The sequence below is a fragment of the uncultured Jannaschia sp. genome (assembly GCF_947503795.1).
GTDB lineage: Bacteria > Pseudomonadota > Alphaproteobacteria > Rhodobacterales > Rhodobacteraceae > Jannaschia.
This window is the reverse complement of sequence record NZ_CANNEZ010000001.1, coordinates 1,168,964-1,187,371: the sequence shown is the minus strand read 5'-3', so window position 1 is coordinate 1,187,371 and position 18,408 is coordinate 1,168,964. Positions and strand designations below refer to the sequence as shown.

20 protein-coding genes and 1 tRNA gene are annotated in these 18,408 nt (G+C 68.3%); 9 read left to right on the top strand and 12 right to left on the bottom strand.

The window, feature by feature from the left end:
- The first annotated feature begins 7 nt into the window (after positions 1-7).
- A complete protein-coding gene (locus tag Q0833_RS06400) occupies positions 8-739 on the top strand; it encodes an SDR family oxidoreductase (protein WP_298431400.1) in 732 nt (243 codons plus the stop codon).
- Between the two features lie 135 nt (positions 740-874).
- The gene (locus Q0833_RS06395; RefSeq protein WP_298431398.1) at positions 875-1,747 is read left to right on the top strand and encodes a 1-acyl-sn-glycerol-3-phosphate acyltransferase; all 873 of its coding nucleotides are present in this window, start codon (positions 875-877) and stop codon (positions 1,745-1,747) included.
- A 78-nt stretch (positions 1,748-1,825) separates the two neighbouring features.
- Here Q0833_RS06395 and Q0833_RS06390 read toward each other — a convergent pair.
- Positions 1,826-1,912, bottom strand: a tRNA-Leu gene (locus Q0833_RS06390).
- A gap of 110 nt (positions 1,913-2,022) precedes the next feature.
- On the opposite strand from Q0833_RS06390, the gene lipB reads away from it, so the two are divergent.
- The 4 genes from lipB to Q0833_RS06370 all read left to right on the top strand — a co-directional run bounded on the left by lipB (position 2,023) and on the right by Q0833_RS06370 (position 5,936).
- Positions 2,023-2,694: a lipoyl(octanoyl) transferase LipB gene (gene lipB / locus Q0833_RS06385; RefSeq protein ID WP_298435022.1), complete on the top strand. Its 672-nt coding sequence runs from the start codon at positions 2,023-2,025 to the stop codon at positions 2,692-2,694.
- 90 nt (positions 2,695-2,784) lie between these two features.
- A complete protein-coding gene (locus Q0833_RS06380; RefSeq protein WP_298431396.1) occupies positions 2,785-3,453 on the top strand; it encodes a hypothetical protein in 669 nt (222 codons plus the stop codon).
- Positions 3,454-3,750: 297 nt separating this feature from the next.
- Positions 3,751-5,424: a cytochrome c oxidase subunit I gene (ctaD, locus tag Q0833_RS06375; RefSeq protein WP_298431394.1), complete on the top strand. Its 1,674-nt coding sequence runs from the start codon at positions 3,751-3,753 to the stop codon at positions 5,422-5,424.
- Positions 5,424-5,936, top strand: a complete 513-nt coding sequence (locus tag Q0833_RS06370) for a DUF2244 domain-containing protein (RefSeq protein WP_298431392.1) — start codon at positions 5,424-5,426, stop codon at positions 5,934-5,936. The genes ctaD and Q0833_RS06370 overlap by 1 nt, the downstream gene beginning before the upstream one ends.
- On the opposite strand, the gene modC is transcribed toward Q0833_RS06370, so the two are convergent.
- Genes modC through Q0833_RS06345 form a run of 5 tightly spaced genes read right to left on the bottom strand, consistent with a single transcriptional unit; the run spans position 5,933 to position 9,431 of the window.
- Positions 5,933-6,967 (bottom strand): molybdenum ABC transporter ATP-binding protein, encoded by a 1,035-nt coding sequence (modC, locus tag Q0833_RS06365; RefSeq protein WP_298431390.1) that lies wholly within the window; start codon positions 6,965-6,967, stop codon positions 5,933-5,935. The genes Q0833_RS06370 and modC overlap by 4 nt on opposite strands.
- Entirely contained in the window at positions 6,964-7,656 is a 693-nt protein-coding gene (modB, locus tag Q0833_RS06360; RefSeq protein WP_298431388.1) for a molybdate ABC transporter permease subunit, read from the bottom strand. Before modB ends, modC begins: the two co-directional genes overlap by 4 nt.
- Entirely contained in the window at positions 7,653-8,417 is a 765-nt protein-coding gene (modA, locus tag Q0833_RS06355; RefSeq protein WP_298431385.1) for a molybdate ABC transporter substrate-binding protein, read from the bottom strand. The genes modB and modA overlap by 4 nt, the downstream gene beginning before the upstream one ends.
- Entirely contained in the window at positions 8,392-9,024 is a 633-nt protein-coding gene (locus Q0833_RS06350; protein WP_298431383.1) for an SDR family NAD(P)-dependent oxidoreductase, read from the bottom strand. The genes modA and Q0833_RS06350 overlap by 26 nt, the downstream gene beginning before the upstream one ends.
- Positions 9,024-9,431, bottom strand: coding sequence for a DUF1178 family protein (locus tag Q0833_RS06345; RefSeq protein ID WP_298431381.1), 408 nt, complete (start codon positions 9,429-9,431; stop codon positions 9,024-9,026). The genes Q0833_RS06350 and Q0833_RS06345 overlap by 1 nt, the downstream gene beginning before the upstream one ends.
- Positions 9,432-9,550: 119 nt before the next feature.
- Between Q0833_RS06345 and Q0833_RS06340 the strand changes: the two genes are divergently transcribed.
- Positions 9,551-10,054 carry a glutathione peroxidase gene (locus Q0833_RS06340; protein WP_298431379.1) on the top strand — a complete coding sequence of 168 codons (504 nt, stop codon included), beginning with the start codon at positions 9,551-9,553 and terminating at the stop codon, positions 10,052-10,054.
- Complete coding sequence (locus tag Q0833_RS06335; RefSeq protein ID WP_298435019.1) at positions 10,051-11,178, top strand: acetoin utilization protein AcuC; 1,128 nt, start codon at positions 10,051-10,053, stop codon at positions 11,176-11,178. Before Q0833_RS06340 ends, Q0833_RS06335 begins: the two co-directional genes overlap by 4 nt.
- A gap of 38 nt (positions 11,179-11,216) precedes the next feature.
- On the opposite strand, the gene Q0833_RS06330 is transcribed toward Q0833_RS06335, so the two are convergent.
- Genes Q0833_RS06330 through Q0833_RS06310 form a run of 5 tightly spaced genes read right to left on the bottom strand, consistent with a single transcriptional unit; the run spans position 11,217 to position 16,697 of the window.
- Complete coding sequence (locus Q0833_RS06330; protein WP_298431377.1) at positions 11,217-12,302, bottom strand: mandelate racemase/muconate lactonizing enzyme family protein; 1,086 nt, start codon at positions 12,300-12,302, stop codon at positions 11,217-11,219.
- A gap of 1 nt (position 12,303) precedes the next feature.
- Positions 12,304-13,260, bottom strand: coding sequence for a 2-hydroxyacid dehydrogenase (locus Q0833_RS06325; protein ID WP_298431375.1), 957 nt, complete (start codon positions 13,258-13,260; stop codon positions 12,304-12,306).
- Positions 13,253-14,101 carry a fumarylacetoacetate hydrolase family protein gene (locus Q0833_RS06320; RefSeq protein ID WP_298431373.1) on the bottom strand — a complete coding sequence of 283 codons (849 nt, stop codon included), beginning with the start codon at positions 14,099-14,101 and terminating at the stop codon, positions 13,253-13,255. The genes Q0833_RS06325 and Q0833_RS06320 overlap by 8 nt, the downstream gene beginning before the upstream one ends.
- A 31-nt stretch (positions 14,102-14,132) precedes the next feature.
- Positions 14,133-15,908, bottom strand: coding sequence for an IlvD/Edd family dehydratase (locus Q0833_RS06315; RefSeq protein ID WP_298431371.1), 1,776 nt, complete (start codon positions 15,906-15,908; stop codon positions 14,133-14,135).
- Between the two features lie 48 nt (positions 15,909-15,956).
- A complete protein-coding gene (locus Q0833_RS06310) occupies positions 15,957-16,697 on the bottom strand; it encodes an SDR family oxidoreductase (RefSeq protein WP_298431369.1) in 741 nt (246 codons plus the stop codon).
- A gap of 65 nt (positions 16,698-16,762) precedes the next feature.
- On the opposite strand from Q0833_RS06310, the gene Q0833_RS06305 reads away from it, so the two are divergent.
- Positions 16,763-17,623: an NAD(P)-dependent oxidoreductase gene (locus Q0833_RS06305; protein ID WP_298431367.1), complete on the top strand. Its 861-nt coding sequence runs from the start codon at positions 16,763-16,765 to the stop codon at positions 17,621-17,623.
- 17 nt (positions 17,624-17,640) lie between these two features.
- On the opposite strand, the gene Q0833_RS06300 is transcribed toward Q0833_RS06305, so the two are convergent.
- Complete coding sequence (locus tag Q0833_RS06300) at positions 17,641-18,297, bottom strand: GntR family transcriptional regulator (RefSeq protein WP_298431365.1); 657 nt, start codon at positions 18,295-18,297, stop codon at positions 17,641-17,643.
- Between the last annotated feature and the right edge of the window lie 111 nt (positions 18,298-18,408).

Here is an 18,408-nt window from a genome sequence, read left to right as displayed (position 1 = left end):
AGACGACATGACCCGGAAGACCCTGCTCATCACCGGCGCATCCTCGGGCATCGGGGCCGCGACAGCGCGCCTGGCCGCGACGGATCACGACCTTGCGCTGCACTACAATGCCAACGTCCAGGGGGTGAAGGACACGACCGAAGCCTGCCGCGCGGCCGGTGCGCGCGTCGCAATCCTGCAAGCCGATCTGGGCGATCCCGAGAACGTCGCACCGCTCTTCGAGGCATTCGATGCGGAATTCGACCGCCTGGACGGCCTCGTGAACAACGCGGGCATCGTGGATGCAGCCGCCCGCGCCACGGAGTTCACCCCAGCCCGCGTGGCCCGGATGGTGGCGATCAACCTGACCTCGCCGATCCTCGTGGCGGGGGGCGCGGTCCGGCGCATGAAGTCTGGGGCGGCCATCGTAAACGTCTCGTCGGCCGCCGTACGGTTCGGATCGCCCGGGCAGTACGCAGATTACGCGGCCACCAAGGGCGGGCTCGAGGTGTTCTCCAAGGGCCTTGCGCAGGAACTCGCGCCCGAGGGTATCCGCGTGACGGCCGTCCGCCCCGGCATCATCGCGACCCCGATCCACGGCAAGGGCGGTCAGGCGGATCGCGTCGACCGGCTGGGCCCCACCGTACCGATGGGCCGCGCGGGCACCGCCGAGGAGGTCGCGCGCGCCATTCTCTGGCTTCTCTCGGATCATGCCGGCTACGTCACGGACACCGTGCTAGACGTCTCGGGCGGACGGTGAACCCGTCGGCAATGGGCGGCCTGCGGGTGCGAGCGACTCAATTTGCGGTAGAAACGGGGGGACCTGCCCCCTATTTCAGCACATGAAGGACGAAGCGTCACGATCCCGTCACGTCTGCCCGATCCAAGGTGCACCATGAAGGACCGACTCGACCCGCTGATCGCCGAACGCGCGCCCTGGCTGTTCGATCGCAGCCTGACGTCGCGGGCCGCGTGGACCGTGCTGGGGCGTCTTCTGGCGTATGAGCGGTCGGTCGAGATCGGGACGCATTACCTCGACCTGCCGGTCGATGCGATCATGGCGGACCTCGCCCGCCGCATCGCCCGCCGGGTGACCTCGGACGGGCTGGATCACGTGCCGCGGTCCGGCCCCGCGCTGATCGTGGCGAACCATCCGACCGGCATCGCCGACGGCATCATCCTTCAAGACCTTCTGATGCGGCGTCGCGCGGACGCGTTCTACTACGCCAACAGCGACATTCTGCGCGTGCTGCCGCAATTCGAGGACATCATCGTCCCGGTCGAGTGGCGCGAGGAGAAGCGGAGCGTCTCGAAGACCCGCGAGACGATGGCCGCGACCCGTCGCGCGCTCGAGGCCGGGCGTCTGGGTGTGATCTTCCCCGCCGGCCGCCTGGCAAAGCGCCGCGGCCTGCGCCTGCACGAGCGCGAATGGATGGCGAGTGCGGCGATGATCGCCCGCAAGTTCGAGCTGCCGGTGATCCCCGTCCACATCCGTGCGCGCAATTCGGCGATGTTCTACGGCTTCGACGCGATCCACCCGACGCTGCGGGACATCACGCTCTTCCACGAGACGCTCAACAAGGACGTGCAACCCTACCACGTCACCGTCGGACGCCCGATCGACGGTGCCGCGCTCCCGAAGGACGCCCATGACGGCATCGAGGTCCTGCGCGAGGCGACGCTCGCCCTGGGCAACCAGCGTCATGGCGAGATCAAGCTGACCGAGACGCGACCGGCGTTCCGCCTCTTCAAGCCGCGCACGGCCTGATCGGATTCGTCCCCGACCGTCCCCCAGAACGACGAACGCCGCCCCGATGGGGCGGCGTGTCATGGACCTCGAGGGCGGTGGTGCGGTCGAGAAGACTCGAACTTCCACGGGTGTTACCCCACAGCGACCTCAACGCTGCGCGTCTACCAATTCCGCCACGACCGCGTGACGCCCTTGGGCCGTGGCGGGGGATTAGCGAAGCCGCAGGAGGAAGGAAAGTGGAAATCTCGCCCCCCTTCCCCCGACGGCCCGCGCCGCCTAGACCGCACCCGATGCTGCCCGAATGGATCACCTCCCCGGCCCCCGTGCCCTACGAGACCGCGCTGGCCGAGATGGAGACGCGCGTCGCGGGTATCCGTGCCGGGACGGCGGCCGAGGCGCTGTGGCTTCTGGAGCATCCGCCGCTCTACACCGCCGGGACCAGCGCGCGGATCGAGGATCTCGTCGATCCCGACCGCTTTCCCGTCCACGAGGCGCGGCGCGGCGGGCAGTACACCTATCACGGGCCGGGCCAGCGCGTCGTCTACACGATGCTCGACGTGGGCGCGCGCGGGCATGACGTGCGGGCCTTCGTGGCCGCGCTGGAAGCCTGGGTGATCGACACGCTGGCCGAATTTGGCATCCGGGGGGAGATTCGCGCGGGCCGGGTCGGCGTCTGGGTCCCGCGGCCCGACAAGCCGCCCCTGCCCGATGGCACCCCGCGCGAGGACAAGATCGCGGCCATCGGTATCCGGCTGCGCAAATGGGTCAGCTTTCATGGGCTCTCGATCAACGTGGAGCCCGATCTCGGCCATTTCGACGGAATCGTCCCCTGCGGCATCAGCGGGCACGGTGTGACGTCGCTGGTCGATCTGGGCCTGCCGGTGACGATGGGCGACCTCGACGACGCGTTGCGGCGGAGCATGCCGGTCGCGCTGGCGCGGATGGGTGGCGACGCCTTGCCTTAGGAACGTCACGATTCCTGCGAAGCTTCGCCCCGGTCGGCTGGCAAAGAGACGGTTAACGCCCTGCCACCTGACCCGAATCGGACGATCCTTATGTCTGCCACGCCTCTTGCCATCCGCCGCTTCCTGCGCCGCGAAGACGGCACCGTCACCGTCGAGTGGGTGCTTCTGACCGCGCTCGGCGCAGCCCTCGCCATCGCGTCCAGCGGCCTCGTCAACGGCGGCACGCAGGTCTTCGCCTCGACCGTCTCCGAAGCCGTAACCGGCGAAAGCGACGAGGATTATCTGACCGTCGACATCAACAACGGCTCCTTCGAGACCGTGCTCGGCCTGCCAACCGCGAGCTGGGGCTTCGATGCCGAGTCGATCGAAGGCTGGACCGAAGCGAACGGCCTCAACTTCGAGATCAAGTGGGACGGCTACCGCGGCGCCGATGTCCATGACGGAAGCTGGTTCCTCGACATGGGCGAGTCGCCCGGCAACCTCCAGATCACACAGACGTTCGACAACGCAGAGGCCGACGAGCCCTACCGCATCGCCTTCGCCGCCACCGACATAATCGGCAACAACGCCGTCGAGGTCTATTGGGGCGGCGAGTTCGTCGGCGTGGCCGCACCGGGCGAGAACGTCTGGCAGACCTATGAATTCGACGTCACCGGCGGCACCGGCGACGGCACCAATACGCTCGAGCTGCGCGAGACCGGGGCCGTCGACAATGTCGGCACCTATATCGACTCCGTGGGTTTCTATAAGACCCGCTGACCGCACCGAAATTCCGAGACGACCCCGCTCCGCCGACCGCTCCCCCCACGGTCGGCGGAGTTCTTTTGTCCGGAACCGCGATCCCGGTTACCGGCGGGCCCTGAGCGACACGCGCACTGCCTAGCGGCGGCCTTGCCCGCCGCCACGCGGTGCGTGCCGGCCCCAGCGACAGGACGCCGCCCCCCGCGACCCAATGTGTCGTTGCCCTGCCGGGGCAGGCCCTCTAGAACGCAACCCGAACGACCGGCGCTGGACGCCATTCGGGGATTCGACAGACCAGACCACAGGAGCATCCGCATGGCTGACGCCGCCATCTCGGGCCAGGACAATCACGAGAAGCCCGGCTTCTTCACGCGCTGGTTCATGTCCACGAACCACAAGGACATCGGGATCCTGTATCTCTTCGTGTCGGGCCTCGCCGGGTTCATCTCGGTCGCCTTCACGGTCTACATGCGCATGGAGCTCATGGATCCGGGCGTGCAGTACATGTGCATGGAAGGCGCGCGCCTGACGGCCGCCGCTGCCGGGGACTGCACCCCGAACGGACATCTCTGGAACGTCCTGATCACCGGCCACGGCATCCTGATGATGTTCTTCGTGGTGATCCCCGCGCTCTTCGGGGGCTTCGGCAACTACTTCATGCCGCTGCATATCGGCGCGCCGGACATGGCGTTCCCGCGGCTTAACAACCTCAGCTTCTGGCTCTTCGTGGCGGGCACGTCGCTGGCCGTGCTGTCGGTCCTGGTGCCGGGCGGCAACGGCCAGTCGGGTTCTGGCATCGGCTGGGTGCTCTACCCGCCGCTGTCGACGACCGAGGCCGGCATGTCCACGGACATCGCGATCTTCGCGGTCCACGTCTCGGGCGCATCGTCCATCCTCGGGGCGATCAACATCATCACCACGTTCCTCAACATGCGCGCACCGGGCATGACGCTGCACAAGGTGCCGCTCTTCGCCTGGTCGATCTTCGTGACCGCGTGGCTGATCCTTCTGGCGCTGCCGGTCCTCGCCGGTGCCATCACCATGCTGCTGACGGACCGAAACTTCGGGACGACGTTCTTCGACCCGGCGGGTGGCGGCGACCCCGTGCTCTACCAGCACATCCTGTGGTTCTTCGGTCACCCCGAGGTCTACATCGTGGTCCTGCCGGCCTTCGGCATCGTCAGCCACATCGTCAGCACCTTCTCGAAGAAGCCGATCTTCGGCTACCTGCCGATGGTTTACGCCATGATCGCCATCGGCGGCCTGGGCTTCGTCGTCTGGGCGCACCACATGTACACCGTGGGCATGTCGCTGACGCAGCAGGCCTACTTCATGGTGGCCACGATGATCATCGCGGTGCCCACGGGCGTGAAGATCTTCTCGTGGATCGCGACGATGTGGGGCGGCTCGATCAGCTTCAAGACGCCGATGCTCTTTGCGATCGGGTTCATCTTCCTCTTCACCGTGGGCGGCGTGACCGGCATCGTCCTGTCCCAGGCGGGCATCGACCGGGCCTATCACGACACCTATTACGTCGTGGCGCACTTCCACTACGTGATGAGCCTCGGGGCCGTGTTCGGCATCTTCGCGGGAATCTATTACTGGATCGGCAAGATGTCGGGCCGGCAATACCCGGAATGGGCGGGCAGGCTGCACTTCTGGACGTTCTTCATCGGCGCGAACCTGACGTTCTTCCCGCAGCACTTCCTTGGCCGTCAGGGCATGCCGCGCCGCTATATCGACTACCCGGACGCCTTCGCGCTCTGGAACGCGGTGTCGAGCTGGGGGGCGTTCCTGTCCTTCGCCTCGTTCCTCTTCTTCATCGGCGTCGTGTTCTACACGATCATGGCCGGACGGAAGGTGACCGAGAACGCCTATTGGGGCGAGCATGCGGACACGCTGGAATGGACGCTGCCCAATCCGCCGCCGGAGCACACCTTCGAGGAGCTTCCGACGCGCGAGATGTGGGATCGCCAGCCGCATCACTGATGCCCATCCACGTCATCCATGACAGCGCCGAGGCCCCGGATCACTCCGGGGCCTCCGTGCTTGAGCTGGAGCTCTGGCCGCACCAGTCGATGACGGGCACTGGCTTCGTCTGGATGATCGGAGCGACCTTCGCGATGCTCTGCATTCCGATGGTCGGGCTGATCGGGACGGCCGTGCTCTGGGGTGTGCTCCCCTTCTGCCTCGCGGCGCTGGGCCTGCTCTGGCTGGGGCTCACACGGTCATGGCGCGACCGCGACATCCTCGAACATCTCGTCCTGACGCCCGAAGCCGCGCGGCTGGAGCGGCGCGACCCCGACGGCAGCACCCGCGACTGGCAGGCCAATCCCTACTGGATCCGCGTCGAGCGGCACGAGAAGGTCGGCACGGTCGAGGATTACCTCACGCTCGAAGGCGGACCCCGTGCGGTCGAGATCGGCGCCTTCCTGACCCCGGCGGAGCGTCGGGGCTTGGAACGGCGCATCCTGCGCGCTCTGGGTCGCGTGAAGGGCTAGGCCGAGCCGACGCCGCTGGCCTTCACGATCGCCCAGATCTCGCGACCGGGTGCCAGGTCCAGAACGGCCACCGCCTCCGGCGTCACCTGCGCCAAGAGCCGACCCTGCCCGACGGACAGCCCGAGGAGGATCGCCTCGCCCAGCGGCTCCACCGACGCCACGCGCCCGGCCATGACGTTCCGCGCGGACAGGCCCGTGGGCTCGGTGATCGCGACCGTCACGTCCTCGGCCCGGATGCGGAAGCGCAGGCGGTCGCCCGGCAGATCGGCCGCGATGCGCAACGCGCCGATGGCAGTCTCGACCGTCGCCAGCCCCCCGCCCCGCGCGGTGACGCGCCCGTCGAGCAGCGTTCCCACCTGGCCCGGACCCAGCGCCGCGGTCGCGCCCGGATCGGCCAGCACCTCGGCCACCGGCCCGGCGCGCACGACGCGCCCACCGTCGAGCAGGACAAGCGTGTCGGCCAGCCGCACGACCTCGTCCATCGCGTGGCTGATATAGAGGATGGGCGTGCCCCGACCGCGCATGCGCTCGAGATAGGGCAGGATCGCCGCGCGCCGGGTGGCATCGAGCGCGGCGAGCGGCTCGTCAAGGATCAGGAGGTCCGGGTCGCGGAGCAGCGCCCGACCGATGGCGACCCGCGCCGCCTCGCCCCCCGAAAGGCCGCCGGGACGCCGGTCGAGCAGGTTCGCGATATCCAGCATCGCGGCCATGGCGGCCGGATCGGCCCCGGCAGGCGCGCCATAGAGCAGGTTGGCGCGCACGCTCAGATGGGGAAAGAGACGCGGCTCCTGAAAGACGTAGCCGATGCGTCGCGCCTGCGGCGGCAGAGTGGTCCGTGCATCGGACAGTACCCTGTCCCCCACCGCGATCCGCGCCGCGTCGATCGGCAACAGACCCGCCACCGCGCGGGCGAGCGTCGTCTTGCCCGCGCCTGACGGGCCGAACAGCGCCGTCACGCCGCCTGGCGCGTCGAAGGCCGCGTCGAGCGTGAAGCCCTCGATCCGGTGGCGAATGTCGACCGAGAGCGTCATCGACCGGCAATCCGGGCCGCGACGCGCGGGGCCAGCCAGTTCGACACGAGGACCGCCGCGACCGAAACGCCCACCGCGATCAGGACCAGTCCGCGCAACCCCGCATCGCCGTCAGGCACCTGCAGGAACGCGTAGATCGCCGCCGGGAGCGTCCGCGTCTCGCCGGGGATGGAGGCGACGAAGGTGATGGTCGCACCGAACTCGCCGAACGCCTTGGCGAACCCGAGCGTGGCCCCCGCGAGAAGGCCCGGCGCGGCGAGCGGCAGGGTGATCGTCCACCAGATGCGCCAGCGCGAGGCCCCAAGCGTCGCCGCCGCCTCCTCCAACGCGGGATCGACCGCCTCGATCGCCAGCCGGATGGCGCGGACGATGAGCGGGAAGGCCATGATCCCGGCGGCCAGCGCGGCCCCCGTCCAGCGAAAAGCGATCCCGAGGCCCAGCGGCTCGAGCAGGCCGCCGATGGGCCCGGCGCGGGAGAAGAGGAGAAGAAGCGCATAGCCCGTGACGACCGGCGGCAGGACCAGCGGCAGGTGAACCACCGCATCCAGCAGCCCTCGGCCCCCGAAGCGTCCCCGCGCCAGCAGATGCGCGACCCAGATCGCGGGCGGCAGCGCGGCCAGCGTCGCCACCATCGACACGCGGAGCGAAAGCGCCAGTGCCTCCCATGCCTCGGGCGGCAGATCGATCACGCGATGGGCGCGGGCGCGAAGCCCTTGGCCGCGAAGATGTCCGAGGCTCCGACGATATGCGTGCGGAGCGCCGCCGCGTCCGGCCCTGCGCCGACCGGGATCGCCGCCGGATAGGTGATCGGCGCATGCGACGCGGGCGGAAAGGTCGCGAGCGTCGCGACCGCGCTGCCCTCTGCATCCGATCCATAGACCACACCCATCGCCAGATCGCCCCGCACGACATGGGCGAGTGCAGCACGCACATTCTCGGTCAGCACGGCGCGCGGGCGGATCGCGTCCCAGAGGCCCAGCGTCTCGAGCGCCTGCTGGCCATAGCGCCCGGCGGGCACCGACATCGGGTCGCCGATCGCGAAGCGCCCGTCGCCCAGACGGTCGAGCACGGCGGCCCGGTCCAATGCGAGCGGCGGCGATCCCGGCGGCCCAACGAGGATCAGGCGGTTGCCCGCGACCGGTACCGGCGGTCCGGCCAGCACGCCCTGCCCCGCCAGCCAGTCCATCCAATCGACGGCCGCGAGGATCACGAGGTCCACCGGCGCGCCGGCCGCCACCTGCCGCGCGGCCGCGCCTGAGCCGAGATAGCTGACCCGCACCGACCCGTCCCAGCGGTCGAGCACCGCGTCGAGCGCCGGCTTCAGGCTGGCGGCGGCAAGGGTCACGAGATCCGCGCCCGCCCGCGCGAGCCGGGGCGCGGCCAGAACGGCCCCCGCCGCCCCGAGCAGCGCGCGGCGCGTGGGCCTAGAACGCAAGCGCGGTGCCGTCATAGGAGAGGAACGCTCCGCTGTCGTCGAGGGTCAGGGCTTCGATGCGGTCCCAGAGGCCCCGCGCGGAGGTCGCGACATCGATATCCGCGTTGTCGCCCCCCATCTCGGTGCGGACCCAGCCGGGGTGGTAAATGCCCACGGCGATGCCCTTCGGGGCCAGCGCCACCGCGAGGCTGCGGCCGAGATTGAGAGCCGCCGCCTTCGAGGCGCGATATGCGAAGGCGTTGCCCCCGGCCCGCGCGCTCGACCCCATCTGGGAGGCAATGATGGCGATCCGCCCCCCTTCGGACAGGTTGGCCAGTTGCGCCTGCACGGTCAGGAACACGCCCGTCACGTTGGCCTGGAAAGTCGCATTCAGGGTGGCGGCGTTGAGAGACATCAGATCGCGGTTCTTGTCGAGATAGACGCCCGCGTTGCAGATCACCGCGTCGAGAGGTCCCGTGGCCGAGGCGCAGGCGGTCTGGAGACAGGTATCGGTCACATCGAGCCGCATCAGCCCGTCCGCACCCGCCCGCGAGGTGCCGACCATCGCATGACCGCGCGCGGCGCCTTCCGTCATCAGCGCAGCGCCGATGCCGCGATTCGCACCGGTCACGAGGGCGCGCATCAGTTGGCCTTCGCCCTTGGGCGGAACGGGAGCGGCGCGACCGCAATCCCGTCATCGATCAGGGCCTTCGCCTCGGCGAGATTGGCCTCGCCGTAGATCGGGGTCTCGGGCGTCTCGGAGGCGTGAATGCGCCGGGCCTCTTCGGCGAAACGCGGGCCGACATAGCTCGCCTCCGCCTCGACCTTGGCGCGCAGCTCGGCGATCCTGGTCTCGATCGGCGTGGTCGGCGTCGACAAACGGTTACCCTTCGCCGCGACCTTGGGCGCCATCAACGCCTTTGTCACATCGGTCGAGCCGCAGCCACAGCTCACCAGACCCTTCGCCGCCAGCGCGTCATAGGCGTCGGCGGAGGCGAACCAGCTCTCGAAATCGTGGCCGGCGGCACAGCGGAGGGCGTAGCGGATCATGGGCGGTGCGTGTCCTTCGTCTGGCTTTGCAATCTAGGGGTTTCCCGTCCCTGCGCAATGCCAAGGCCCGCGGAGATGCCGCCGGTTGAACTGACGGCGCGCCCGGCTACCTCGGGGATATGCGCCTCATCCTCGCCCTTCTCCTCCTCGCCGCGCTGCCCGCGCGCGCCTTCGAATTCGAGGCGCTGGAGGGTGGGACGATCGACCTCGCCGCGCTTTCGGACGGGCCGGTGCTGGTGGTGAATACCGCGTCGCTCTGCGGCTTCACCGACCAGTATGCGGGGCTCCAGGCCTTGCACGAGCGATACGGCGAGCAGGGCCTGACCGTCCTCGCGGTGCCGTCGGACGCGTTCCGGCAGGAACTGGCCGATGCGGAGTCCGTCGCCGAATTCTGCGAGGTGAATTACGGCCTGACCCTACCTATGACGACAATCACCGATGTCACCGGCGCCGATGCGCACCCGTTCTACCGCTGGCTGGCCGAAACCCACGGTGCAGCGCCGCGGTGGAACTTCTACAAGGCGCTTCTGGCACCCGGCGGGGACCTTCTGGCCTTCGAGCCGTCCTCGACCAAGCCGCTCTCGCCCCGCATGATCGACCTCGTCGAAAGCGCCCTGCCCTGACGCTGCTGCTCGGGCACGAGATCTATCGCGGGTCGAGCTATGGCGACTGGCATCCCCTCCGGGTGCCGCGTGTCTCGACGGTCATGGACCTTTCGCGCGCGCTGGGCTGGCTGCCGCCGGGCCACTTCCGCACCTCGCCTCGCGCGCGTCCCGCAGCACTCCGCGTCTGGCACAGCGCCGCCTATGTCGAGGCGCTGATGCGCGCCGAGACCGAGGGACGGGTCGACGAGGCGACCACGGCGCGCCACGGGCTCGGGACGGTGTCGAACCCGGTCTTCCCCGAGATGTTCCGCCGCCCGGCCACAGGCGTCGGCGGCGTGATCCTCGCGGGCGAACTCCTGGCGCAGGGCGGGCGCGTCCACGTGCCCGGCGGCGGCACGCATCACGGAATGCCCGACCGCGCGAACGGGTTCTGCTATCTCAACGATTGCGTCTTCGGCATCCTGTCGCTGCGCGCGAGCGGCATCCGGCGGATCGCCTATATCGACATCGACGCGCATCACATGGACGGGGTCGAGGCCGCCTTCGCGGACGATCCCGACATCCTCCTGATCTCGACGCACGAGGAACGGCGCTGGCCCTGGACCGGCGCGCTGGATGATGCGGGGCTGGGTCAAGTCTTCAATCTGCCGCTGCCGCGCGGGACCAACGACGACGAGATGGCGCTGGCCCGAGACCGCCTCATCCTGCCCGCGGTCGAGGCCTTCCGTCCGGAAGCCATCGTGATGCAATGCGGCGCGGACGCGGTCGAGGAGGACCCGCTCTCGCGACTCGCCCTCTCGAACCGCGCGCATCTCGCAGTGCTGCGCGGCCTGATGCCGCTGGCCCCGCGCTTACTCCTTCTGGGCGGTGGCGGCTACAATCCTTGGTCGGTGGGGCGCCTCTGGACGGCCGCCTGGGGCACGCTCTCGGGCCGCGACCTGCCGGACCGCCTGCCCGCGGCGGCGGAGGCGGTGCTGCGCGGACTGGAATGGCGCGGAAACCGGCGCGGCAAGGCGCCGCCGACACACTGGTACACGACACTGGTCGATCCGCCGCGCGGCGGGCCGGTCCGATCCGACGTCGCCGATCGGGTCGCCACCCTGCGCGCCCGGATCGCCCGGGTGCCAAAAATCTTAGCCTAAGATTCTTCGCGCCCGTGGCGTTCGGTGCGCGCCGGTCCCTATCCGTGTCGCTCGTGAGGGGCCAGCCGGCCCCAGTCGAAGGTGACCCCGATCCCCGGTTGCGACGGGGCCACGGCCTGGGCGCCGTCCAGCACGAGCGGACGGGTCGTGTAGCGGTCGATGGGGAAGCTGTGGATCTCGATCCGGTCGGCATGGGGCTGGGCCGACACGAGCGAGACGTGCAGCTCCTGCATCCCGTGGCTCGAGATCGGAAGACCGGCTTCGGCGGCCAGCGCCGCGACCCGGAGCCAGCCCGTAATGCCGCCGCAATTGCTGGCGTCGGGTTGCAGGTACGAGAGCTTCGCCTGCGCCACGGCATAGCCGAACTCGTGCAGCGTATGGAGGTTCTCCCCCATCGCAAGCGGGCAGCCCGTCGCGTCGGCGATGGCGGCATAGCCCGCATAGTCATCGGGCTCGATCGGCTCCTCGAACCAACGGATCTCGAGATCCATGAAGCCGCGCGCCGCCTCGATCGCGGTGGCACGGTCGAGCGCGTAATTCGCGTCCACCATCAGGGCCCGGTCCGGCCCGATCAGGCTGCGGACGGCTTCGGCGCGCTGCTGGTCGTCGGAGCGACCGACCTTGATCTTCACCCCGTCGACGCCCTGCTCCAGGTAGCCCTCGACCGAGGCGAGCAGCTTCGGCAGATCGAAGCCGAGATCGATCCCGCCGCAATAGGCACCGCACCGGTCGGAATGGCCCCCCGCCATCTCGACGAGACTGCTTCCCGTCCCGAGGCCGCGGATGTCCCAGAGCGCGATATCCACCGCCGAGATCGCGAAGCTCGCGACGCCGCCCCGCGCGACGTAATGCATGTGCCACTGCATCGCGTCGTGCAGTGCCTCGGGCGCAGGCGCGCGGCCCATCAGGAAGGGCGCGAGGTCGTCGCGGATCATGGCGAGGATGGCCGTGCCGCCCTTGCCGCCCGTGTAGGTGTAGCCCGTCCCCTCGGCCCCGTCCGAGGTGCCGATGGTGCAGGTCACCAGCTGGAAATGCGTATGATCGCCATGCTTGGCATCCACCAGCACCTCGTCCAGCGGCACGTCGAACAGACGGGCCGTGACCCGGTCGATCACGGCCGTCATGTCACAGGTCGCGGCATTCCGGGACCGGCGTGCTCACGGTGCCGTCCGCGAGCCACTGGGTCAGGTTCTCGACCACGAGGTCCCCCATCGCCTGCCGCGTCTCGTGCGTGCCCGAGGCAACATGGGGCGTCAGCACGACGTTATCCATGTCCTTGAGCGCGTCGGGAATCTTCGGCTCGGCCTCGAACACGTCGAGCCCCGCGCCCGCGATCGTGCCGTCCCGCAAGGCCGCCACGAGGGCGTCTTCGTCGACGACCGAGCCGCGCGCGACGTTGAAGAACAGCCCGTCGGGGCCGAGGGCGCGCAGCACATCAGCATTGACCATGTGCTGCGTCGACGGGCCGCCCGGCGTGATCGCGACGAGGACCTCGACGGCGGCGGCGCAGGCCTCCGCGCTGTCGTGATAGGTGTAGGGCACGTCCTTGGGCGAGCGGGAATGGTAGTGGATCTCGGCGTCGAAGGCCGCACAGCGATCGGCGATGGTCTGACCGATCCGGCCCAGCCCGAGGATGCCGACCCTCCGGTGCATCACCGAGCGCGTCAGGGGATAGTTGCCCCCCGTCTCCCATTCACCCGACCGGGCGTGGCGGTCCGACGGAATGAGCTCCCGCGAGACGGCGAGCCAGAGCATCACGAAGGTGTTCGCCACCTCGTCGTTCAGGACGTCGGGCGTATGGGCCACGAGGATGCCGCGCGCGGCGTAGTCATCGGCATCGATCGCGTCGTAGCCCACGCCGTAGGACGAGACGACCTTGAGGTTCGGCGTGGCTGCGGCGACATCCTCGGGGACGCCCCAATGGCCATTCGTCAGGATCGCCAGGTAGTCCGCGCCATGGTCGCGCAGGAAGCCCGCGCGGTCATCCTGGTCGAACAGGATGTCGATCTCGAAATGGGGCGACAGCGCGTCGCGCATCCGGTCGGTAATCTCTCCGATCTGGAGCAGCTTGACCTTAGTCATCGGCGCGCACCGTCTGGCGCTGGGAGCCGAGCTTCTCGATCGACAGCTCCATGACGTCGCCCGCCTTCAGGTAGACCGGCTCGGGCTTGATCCCCATGCCGACGCCGGGCGGCGTGCCGGTCGAGATGACGTCGCCGGGATGCAGGGTGAACATCTGGCTCAGATGGCTGATGCACTGGGCCACGGTGAAGATCATCGTGTTGGTGTTTCCGGTCTGCATGCGCTTGCCGTTCACGTCGCAATGCATGGCGAGGTTCTGGACGTCGCCGACTTCGTCGCGGGTCACGAGCCACGGGCCGGTGGGGCCGAATGTGTCGCAGGACTTTCCCTTGGTCCACTGGCCGGTGAGCTTGGTCTGGAAATGCCGCTCGGACACGTCGTTGATGACGCAGTAGCCGGCGACATGGTTCAGCGCGTCTTCCTCGGAGACGTATTTGCACTCCGATCCGATCACGACGCCCAGCTCGACCTCCCAGTCGGTATGGGTCGAGCCGCGCGGCATCACCACATCGTCGTCGGGACCGACCACGGCGCTGGTGGCCTTCATGAAGAGGATCGGATGCTCGGGGATGTCGGCGCCCGTCTCGGCGGCGTGGTCGGAGTAGTTCAGGCCGATGCACATGAACTTGCCGATGCCCGCGACGCAGGGGCCGTAGCGCACCGGCCCGTCCACCTTCGGCAGCGCCATCGGATCGAGCTTCGAGAGGATCTCGAGGCTTTTGTCCGACAGGGTTTCGGCGGCGATATCGGCCACTTCGGCGCTCAGGTCGCGCAGGTCGCCATTGTGATCGATCAGTCCGGGCTTCTCGGCGCCCGGCGCCCCGAAACGGCACAGCTTCATCTGGTATCTCCCTGTATTCTTTGTCTTCGTGTCAGTGGTTGTCGCGCGCGACGCCCTTCTGGGCGGTCCCACGATAGGCATCCGCGCCACGCAGGATCATCCCCTCCGAGAGCGGTCCGACCCGCTCGCGGAAGATCTCCTGCCACGGCGTCTCGCTGGGCGGGGTGAAGGGCTGCGGCGGCAAGGCTTGTCGGCGAGCGGTCAGCTCGTCGTCGGGGACGAGCATGTTCGCCGTGCCGCGGCCGAGGTCGATCCGCACCCGGTCGCCTGTTGCCACGAGGGCGAGCCCGCCGCCTGCCGCCGCCTCGGGCGAGGCGTTCAGGATCGAGGGGCTGCCAGAGGTGCCGGACTGCCGCCCGTCGCCGATGCAGGGCAGTTCGTGGATGCCGCGCTTGATGAGGTAAGCCGGAGGCCGCATGTTCACGACCTCGGCCGCGCCGGGATAGCCGATGGGCCCCGCGCCACGCATGATGAGGATGCAATCCTCCGTGATTCCAAGCGCTTCGTCGTCGATCTTCGCGTGGAAGTCCTCGGGGCCGTCGAAGACGATGGCGCGTCCCTCGAAGGCTTCGGGATCGTCCGCATTCGAGAGGTAACGGGATCGAAACGCCTCGGAGATCACGCTGGTCTTCATGATCGCCGAGTCGAAGAGGTTGCCCTTGAGGTTGAGGAATCCCGCCGCGTCCTTCATCGGCGCGTCGATCGGCTTGATGACATCCGGCAGTTGGGTGGCAAGGCCCTCGACGTTCTCGCCCATCGTGCGTCCGTTGACCGTCATCGCGCCCGGATGCGGCAGAAGGTCGGCGGCCATCAACTGCCCCATCACCGCAGGCACGCCGCCCGCGTGGTAGTAATCCTCGCCCAGATATGCGCCGGCGGGCTGAAGGTTCACCACCAGCGGGATGTGATGGCCCAGCGCCTGCCAGTCGTCGTTGTCGAGCGGGACGCCCAGATGGCGCGCGACAGCGTTCAGATGGATGGGCGCGTTCGTGCTCCCCCCGATGGCGGAGTTGGTGACGATGGCGTTCTCGAACGCTGCGCGCGTCATGATGTCCGAGGGTTTCAGATCCTCGTGCACCATCTCGACGATGCGCTGACCGGTCTGGTAGCTGATATGCCCCCGCTGCCGATAGGGCGCGGGGATCGCAGCCGCACCCGGAAGCTGCATTCCCAGCGCCTCGGCCAGCGAGTTCATCGTCGTGGCCGTGCCCATCGTGTTGCAATAACCGACCGACGGCGTGCTGGAGGCCACGATCTCCATGAAGCCCGCGTCGTCGATCTCGCCGGCGGCATGCATCTCGCGCGCCTTCCAGACGATTGTACCCGACCCCGTCCGCTCGCCCTTGAACCAGCCGTTGAGCATCGGCCCGACACTCAGCGCGATGGCGGGAATGTTGACCGTCGCGGCCGCCATGAGCAGGGCCGGCGTGGTCTTGTCGCACCCGATCATCAGGACAACGCCGTCCAGGGGATAGCCATTCAGCGTCTCGCTGAGGCTGAGATAGGCGAGGTTGCGGTCGAGCGAGGCGGTCGGGCGCTTGCCCGTCTCCTGGATCGGATGGACCGGCACCTGGAGGGGTACGCCACCGGCGGCGATGATGCCGTCGTGGACCCGCTTTTCCAGTTCCAGGTGATGCCGGTTGCAGGGGCTCAGATCGCTGCCCGTCTGGGCAATGGCGATGATAGGCTTCGAGCCCTGCAACTCCTCGCGGGTCAGACCGTAGTTCAGATAGCGTTCGAGATAGAGCGCCGTCATCTCTCGGTTGTCGGGGTTGTCGAACCAAAGGCGGGAGCGAAGCTTGGTCATGGGATTCCGTTCGGTATCAGTTCGTTACGGCATGTCGTTCAAGTTGGATCACTGACCCGACCAGCCACCGTCGATCACATGCGGATGGCCGGTGGTGAACGCGCTCTCGTCCGAGGCGAGATACGTGGCGAGCGCGGCGATCTCGGTCGCCTGGGCCACGCGACCCATCGGCTGCCGCGAGACGAAGGCTTCGAGGGCGGCGTCGTAGCTGCCCATCTCCTCGCCCAGCGCCTTCACCCGCTCATGCCAGGACGGGCTTTCCACGGTGCCGGGGCAGATCGCGTTGCAGCGGATTCCGCGCTTGATGTAGTCGACCGCGACCGATTTCGTCAGCCCGATCACGGCGGCCTTGGTGGCGCCGTAGATGAAGCGGTTCGGCGCGCCGAGGACGGATGATGCGGCGGACGACATGTTGACGATGGACCCCGTGCCGGCCTCGAGCATGTGGGGCAGCGACGCCTGGATCGTTCGGAACATCGAGCGGACGTTCAGGTCGAACCCCATTTCCCACTCGTCCTCGGTCGCGGCCTGCACGTCGCCGTGATGCACGAACCCCGCGCAATTGAAGAGGACCGTCGGGCGCGCCTTCGCGACGCCGTCCCGGATCGAGGCCGGATCGCGCACATCAAGGGCGAAGGTCTCGCAGTCGAGCCCGTCCAGAAGTGCCGCGTCGCGGTCGGTTGCGAAGACCTCGGCCCCTTCGGCAACCCACATCTCTGCGGTGGCGCGCCCGATCCCCTGCCCGGCGGCGGTGATCAGGGCGCGTTTCCCCTTCAGGCGGTCCGTCATGTCACTCTCCCGGTTGTATCTGGGGCTATTTCGTTTCTACCGTGAGCGCAAACACGGAGAGACCCATGATCCCGCTCGCATTGCTCGGAACCGGCCTGATGGGCGCTCCGATGGCCCGCAACCTTATCGCCGCGGGCCATGACGTCACCGTCTGGAACCGCTCGCCCGAAAAGGCCCGCGCAATCGAAGGTGCGACCGTCGCCGAAAGCCCGGCCGTGGCCGTGGCGGGGAAGGCGATCGTGATCTCGATGCTGTCGGACGGCGCGACCTCGGACCGGGTACAGTCGGATGCGATGGACGCCTTCGCCGTGGGTGCAATCTGGGTCGAAATGGGGTCGATCAAGCCCGAGGAAGCACGGGATCACGGCGCGCGCTTCGCCGAGCGAGGCATGGGCTATGTTGACGCGCCGGTCTCCGGCGGCACCAAGGGCGCCGAGGGCGCGACGCTGGCGATCATGGCGGGCGGCGACGCGGCGCATTTCGACGCGGTGAAGGCGGTGCTGGCCGATCTCGGAACGCCGGTTCATGTCGGGCCCGTGGGCGCGGGGCAGCTGGCCAAGCTCGCCAATCAGGCCATCGTCGCCTGCACCATCGGCGCGGTGGCCGAGGCGATGCTTCTGCTGGAGCGCGGTGGCGCCGACCCGGCGGCCGTGCGTCAGGCCCTCAAGGGCGGATTCGCCGACAGCGTCATCCTGCAACAGCATGGCGCGCGCATGACCGAGGGCAATTTCGTCCCCGGCGGGCTGACCAAGTTCCAGATCAAGGACCTCAACAACGTGCTGGGCGAGGCCGGGACGCTCGGCCTTGAATTGCCAGCGGTGACCGCGGTCAACGACCGGTTCAAGGTGCTGCGCGACGAGATGGACGGCGCCGACATGGATCACTCGGCGCTTTACCTCGAGCTTCGGCGTCGCAACGGGATCTGAGCCGGGCCGCGCGGCAGTCACAGGAAATGCCGCGCCTGGTGATGCTCGATCTCGCGGCGCAGACGCGCCTCGTCTCCCGAGAGTGCCGCGTCCATGATAAGCTGATGATGCGCGATGATCTGGTGGAAGTAGTCGGGCACGCAATTGTTCTCGAGCCCCACCATCTGCTGGCGGAACTGCATGTAGACGCTCTCGAAGGTCTCGATCAGCGGTGGCAGCGCGCATTCCGAGATCAGCGTGCGGTGGAAGGTCAGCTCGGCATCCGACCAGATGCCGACGATGGGCGCACCGTCACCCGCGCGTGCGATCTGGTTCTCGATGTGGACGAGGCTGTGATGGGCCGCGGTCAGGCTCGCCTCCCAGGTCAGGCCGCCGTTGCGCATCGAACGGACGGCCCCCTCCTGCTCCAGCAGGACGCGGAAGCGCGCGATGTCGGAGCGCCGCTCGCGGCTGACCTGGCGGGCGCGGAACCCGCGCTGGATCGCGAAATCCACGAGCCCGACCTTGGAGAGTTGCAGGAGCACGTCGCGCACGGTGTTGGCCGAACAGCCGAACTCCTGCGCCAGCGGACCGGACATGATCTTGTCGCCGGGGACGAATCCACCCGTCAGCAGGCGATGCTGCAATTCCGCATAGATCGCGGGCGTATCGGTTCGTGATTTCGTGTCGGGCATCGGCCTGACATCCCCCTTCCATAATTTTGATATTCTCCAAAATCTCGCTTGTCCACGGATTTTCATTTTTTGTTTGCGCTGACGGGCGGGCTTGTTAGGGTCGGACCCGCA

Bases quoted from the DNA above. Each gene is read 5' to 3' on its own strand.
- Q0833_RS06345 (WP_298431381.1), bottom strand. From the start codon at position 9,431: ATGATCCGCTACGCCCTCCGCTGTGCCGCCGGCCACGATTTCGAGAGC.
- Q0833_RS06370 (WP_298431392.1), top strand. From the start codon at position 5,424: ATGCCCATCCACGTCATCCATGACAGCGCCGAGGCCCCGGATCACTCC.
- Q0833_RS06330 (WP_298431377.1), bottom strand. From the start codon at position 12,302: ATGACGGCCGTGATCGACCGGGTCACGGCCCGTCTGTTCGACGTGCCG.
- Q0833_RS06350 (WP_298431383.1), bottom strand. From the start codon at position 9,024: ATGCGCGCCCTCGTGACCGGTGCGAATCGCGGCATCGGCGCTGCGCTG.
- Q0833_RS06395 (WP_298431398.1), top strand. From the start codon at position 875: ATGAAGGACCGACTCGACCCGCTGATCGCCGAACGCGCGCCCTGGCTG.
- Q0833_RS06310 (WP_298431369.1), bottom strand. From the start codon at position 16,697: ATGACGGACCGCCTGAAGGGGAAACGCGCCCTGATCACCGCCGCCGGG.
- Q0833_RS06300 (WP_298431365.1), bottom strand. From the start codon at position 18,297: ATGCCCGACACGAAATCACGAACCGATACGCCCGCGATCTATGCGGAA.
- Q0833_RS06320 (WP_298431373.1), bottom strand. From the start codon at position 14,101: ATGAAGCTGTGCCGTTTCGGGGCGCCGGGCGCCGAGAAGCCCGGACTG.
- Q0833_RS06380 (WP_298431396.1), top strand. From the start codon at position 2,785: ATGTCTGCCACGCCTCTTGCCATCCGCCGCTTCCTGCGCCGCGAAGAC.
- modA (WP_298431385.1), bottom strand. From the start codon at position 8,417: ATGACGGCACCGCGCTTGCGTTCTAGGCCCACGCGCCGCGCGCTGCTC.
- modC (WP_298431390.1), bottom strand. From the start codon at position 6,967: ATGACGCTCTCGGTCGACATTCGCCACCGGATCGAGGGCTTCACGCTC.
- Q0833_RS06305 (WP_298431367.1), top strand. From the start codon at position 16,763: ATGATCCCGCTCGCATTGCTCGGAACCGGCCTGATGGGCGCTCCGATG.
- Q0833_RS06340 (WP_298431379.1), top strand. From the start codon at position 9,551: ATGCGCCTCATCCTCGCCCTTCTCCTCCTCGCCGCGCTGCCCGCGCGC.
- ctaD (WP_298431394.1), top strand. From the start codon at position 3,751: ATGGCTGACGCCGCCATCTCGGGCCAGGACAATCACGAGAAGCCCGGC.
- Q0833_RS06315 (WP_298431371.1), bottom strand. From the start codon at position 15,908: ATGACCAAGCTTCGCTCCCGCCTTTGGTTCGACAACCCCGACAACCGA.
- Q0833_RS06400 (WP_298431400.1), top strand. From the start codon at position 8: ATGACCCGGAAGACCCTGCTCATCACCGGCGCATCCTCGGGCATCGGG.
- Q0833_RS06325 (WP_298431375.1), bottom strand. From the start codon at position 13,260: ATGACTAAGGTCAAGCTGCTCCAGATCGGAGAGATTACCGACCGGATG.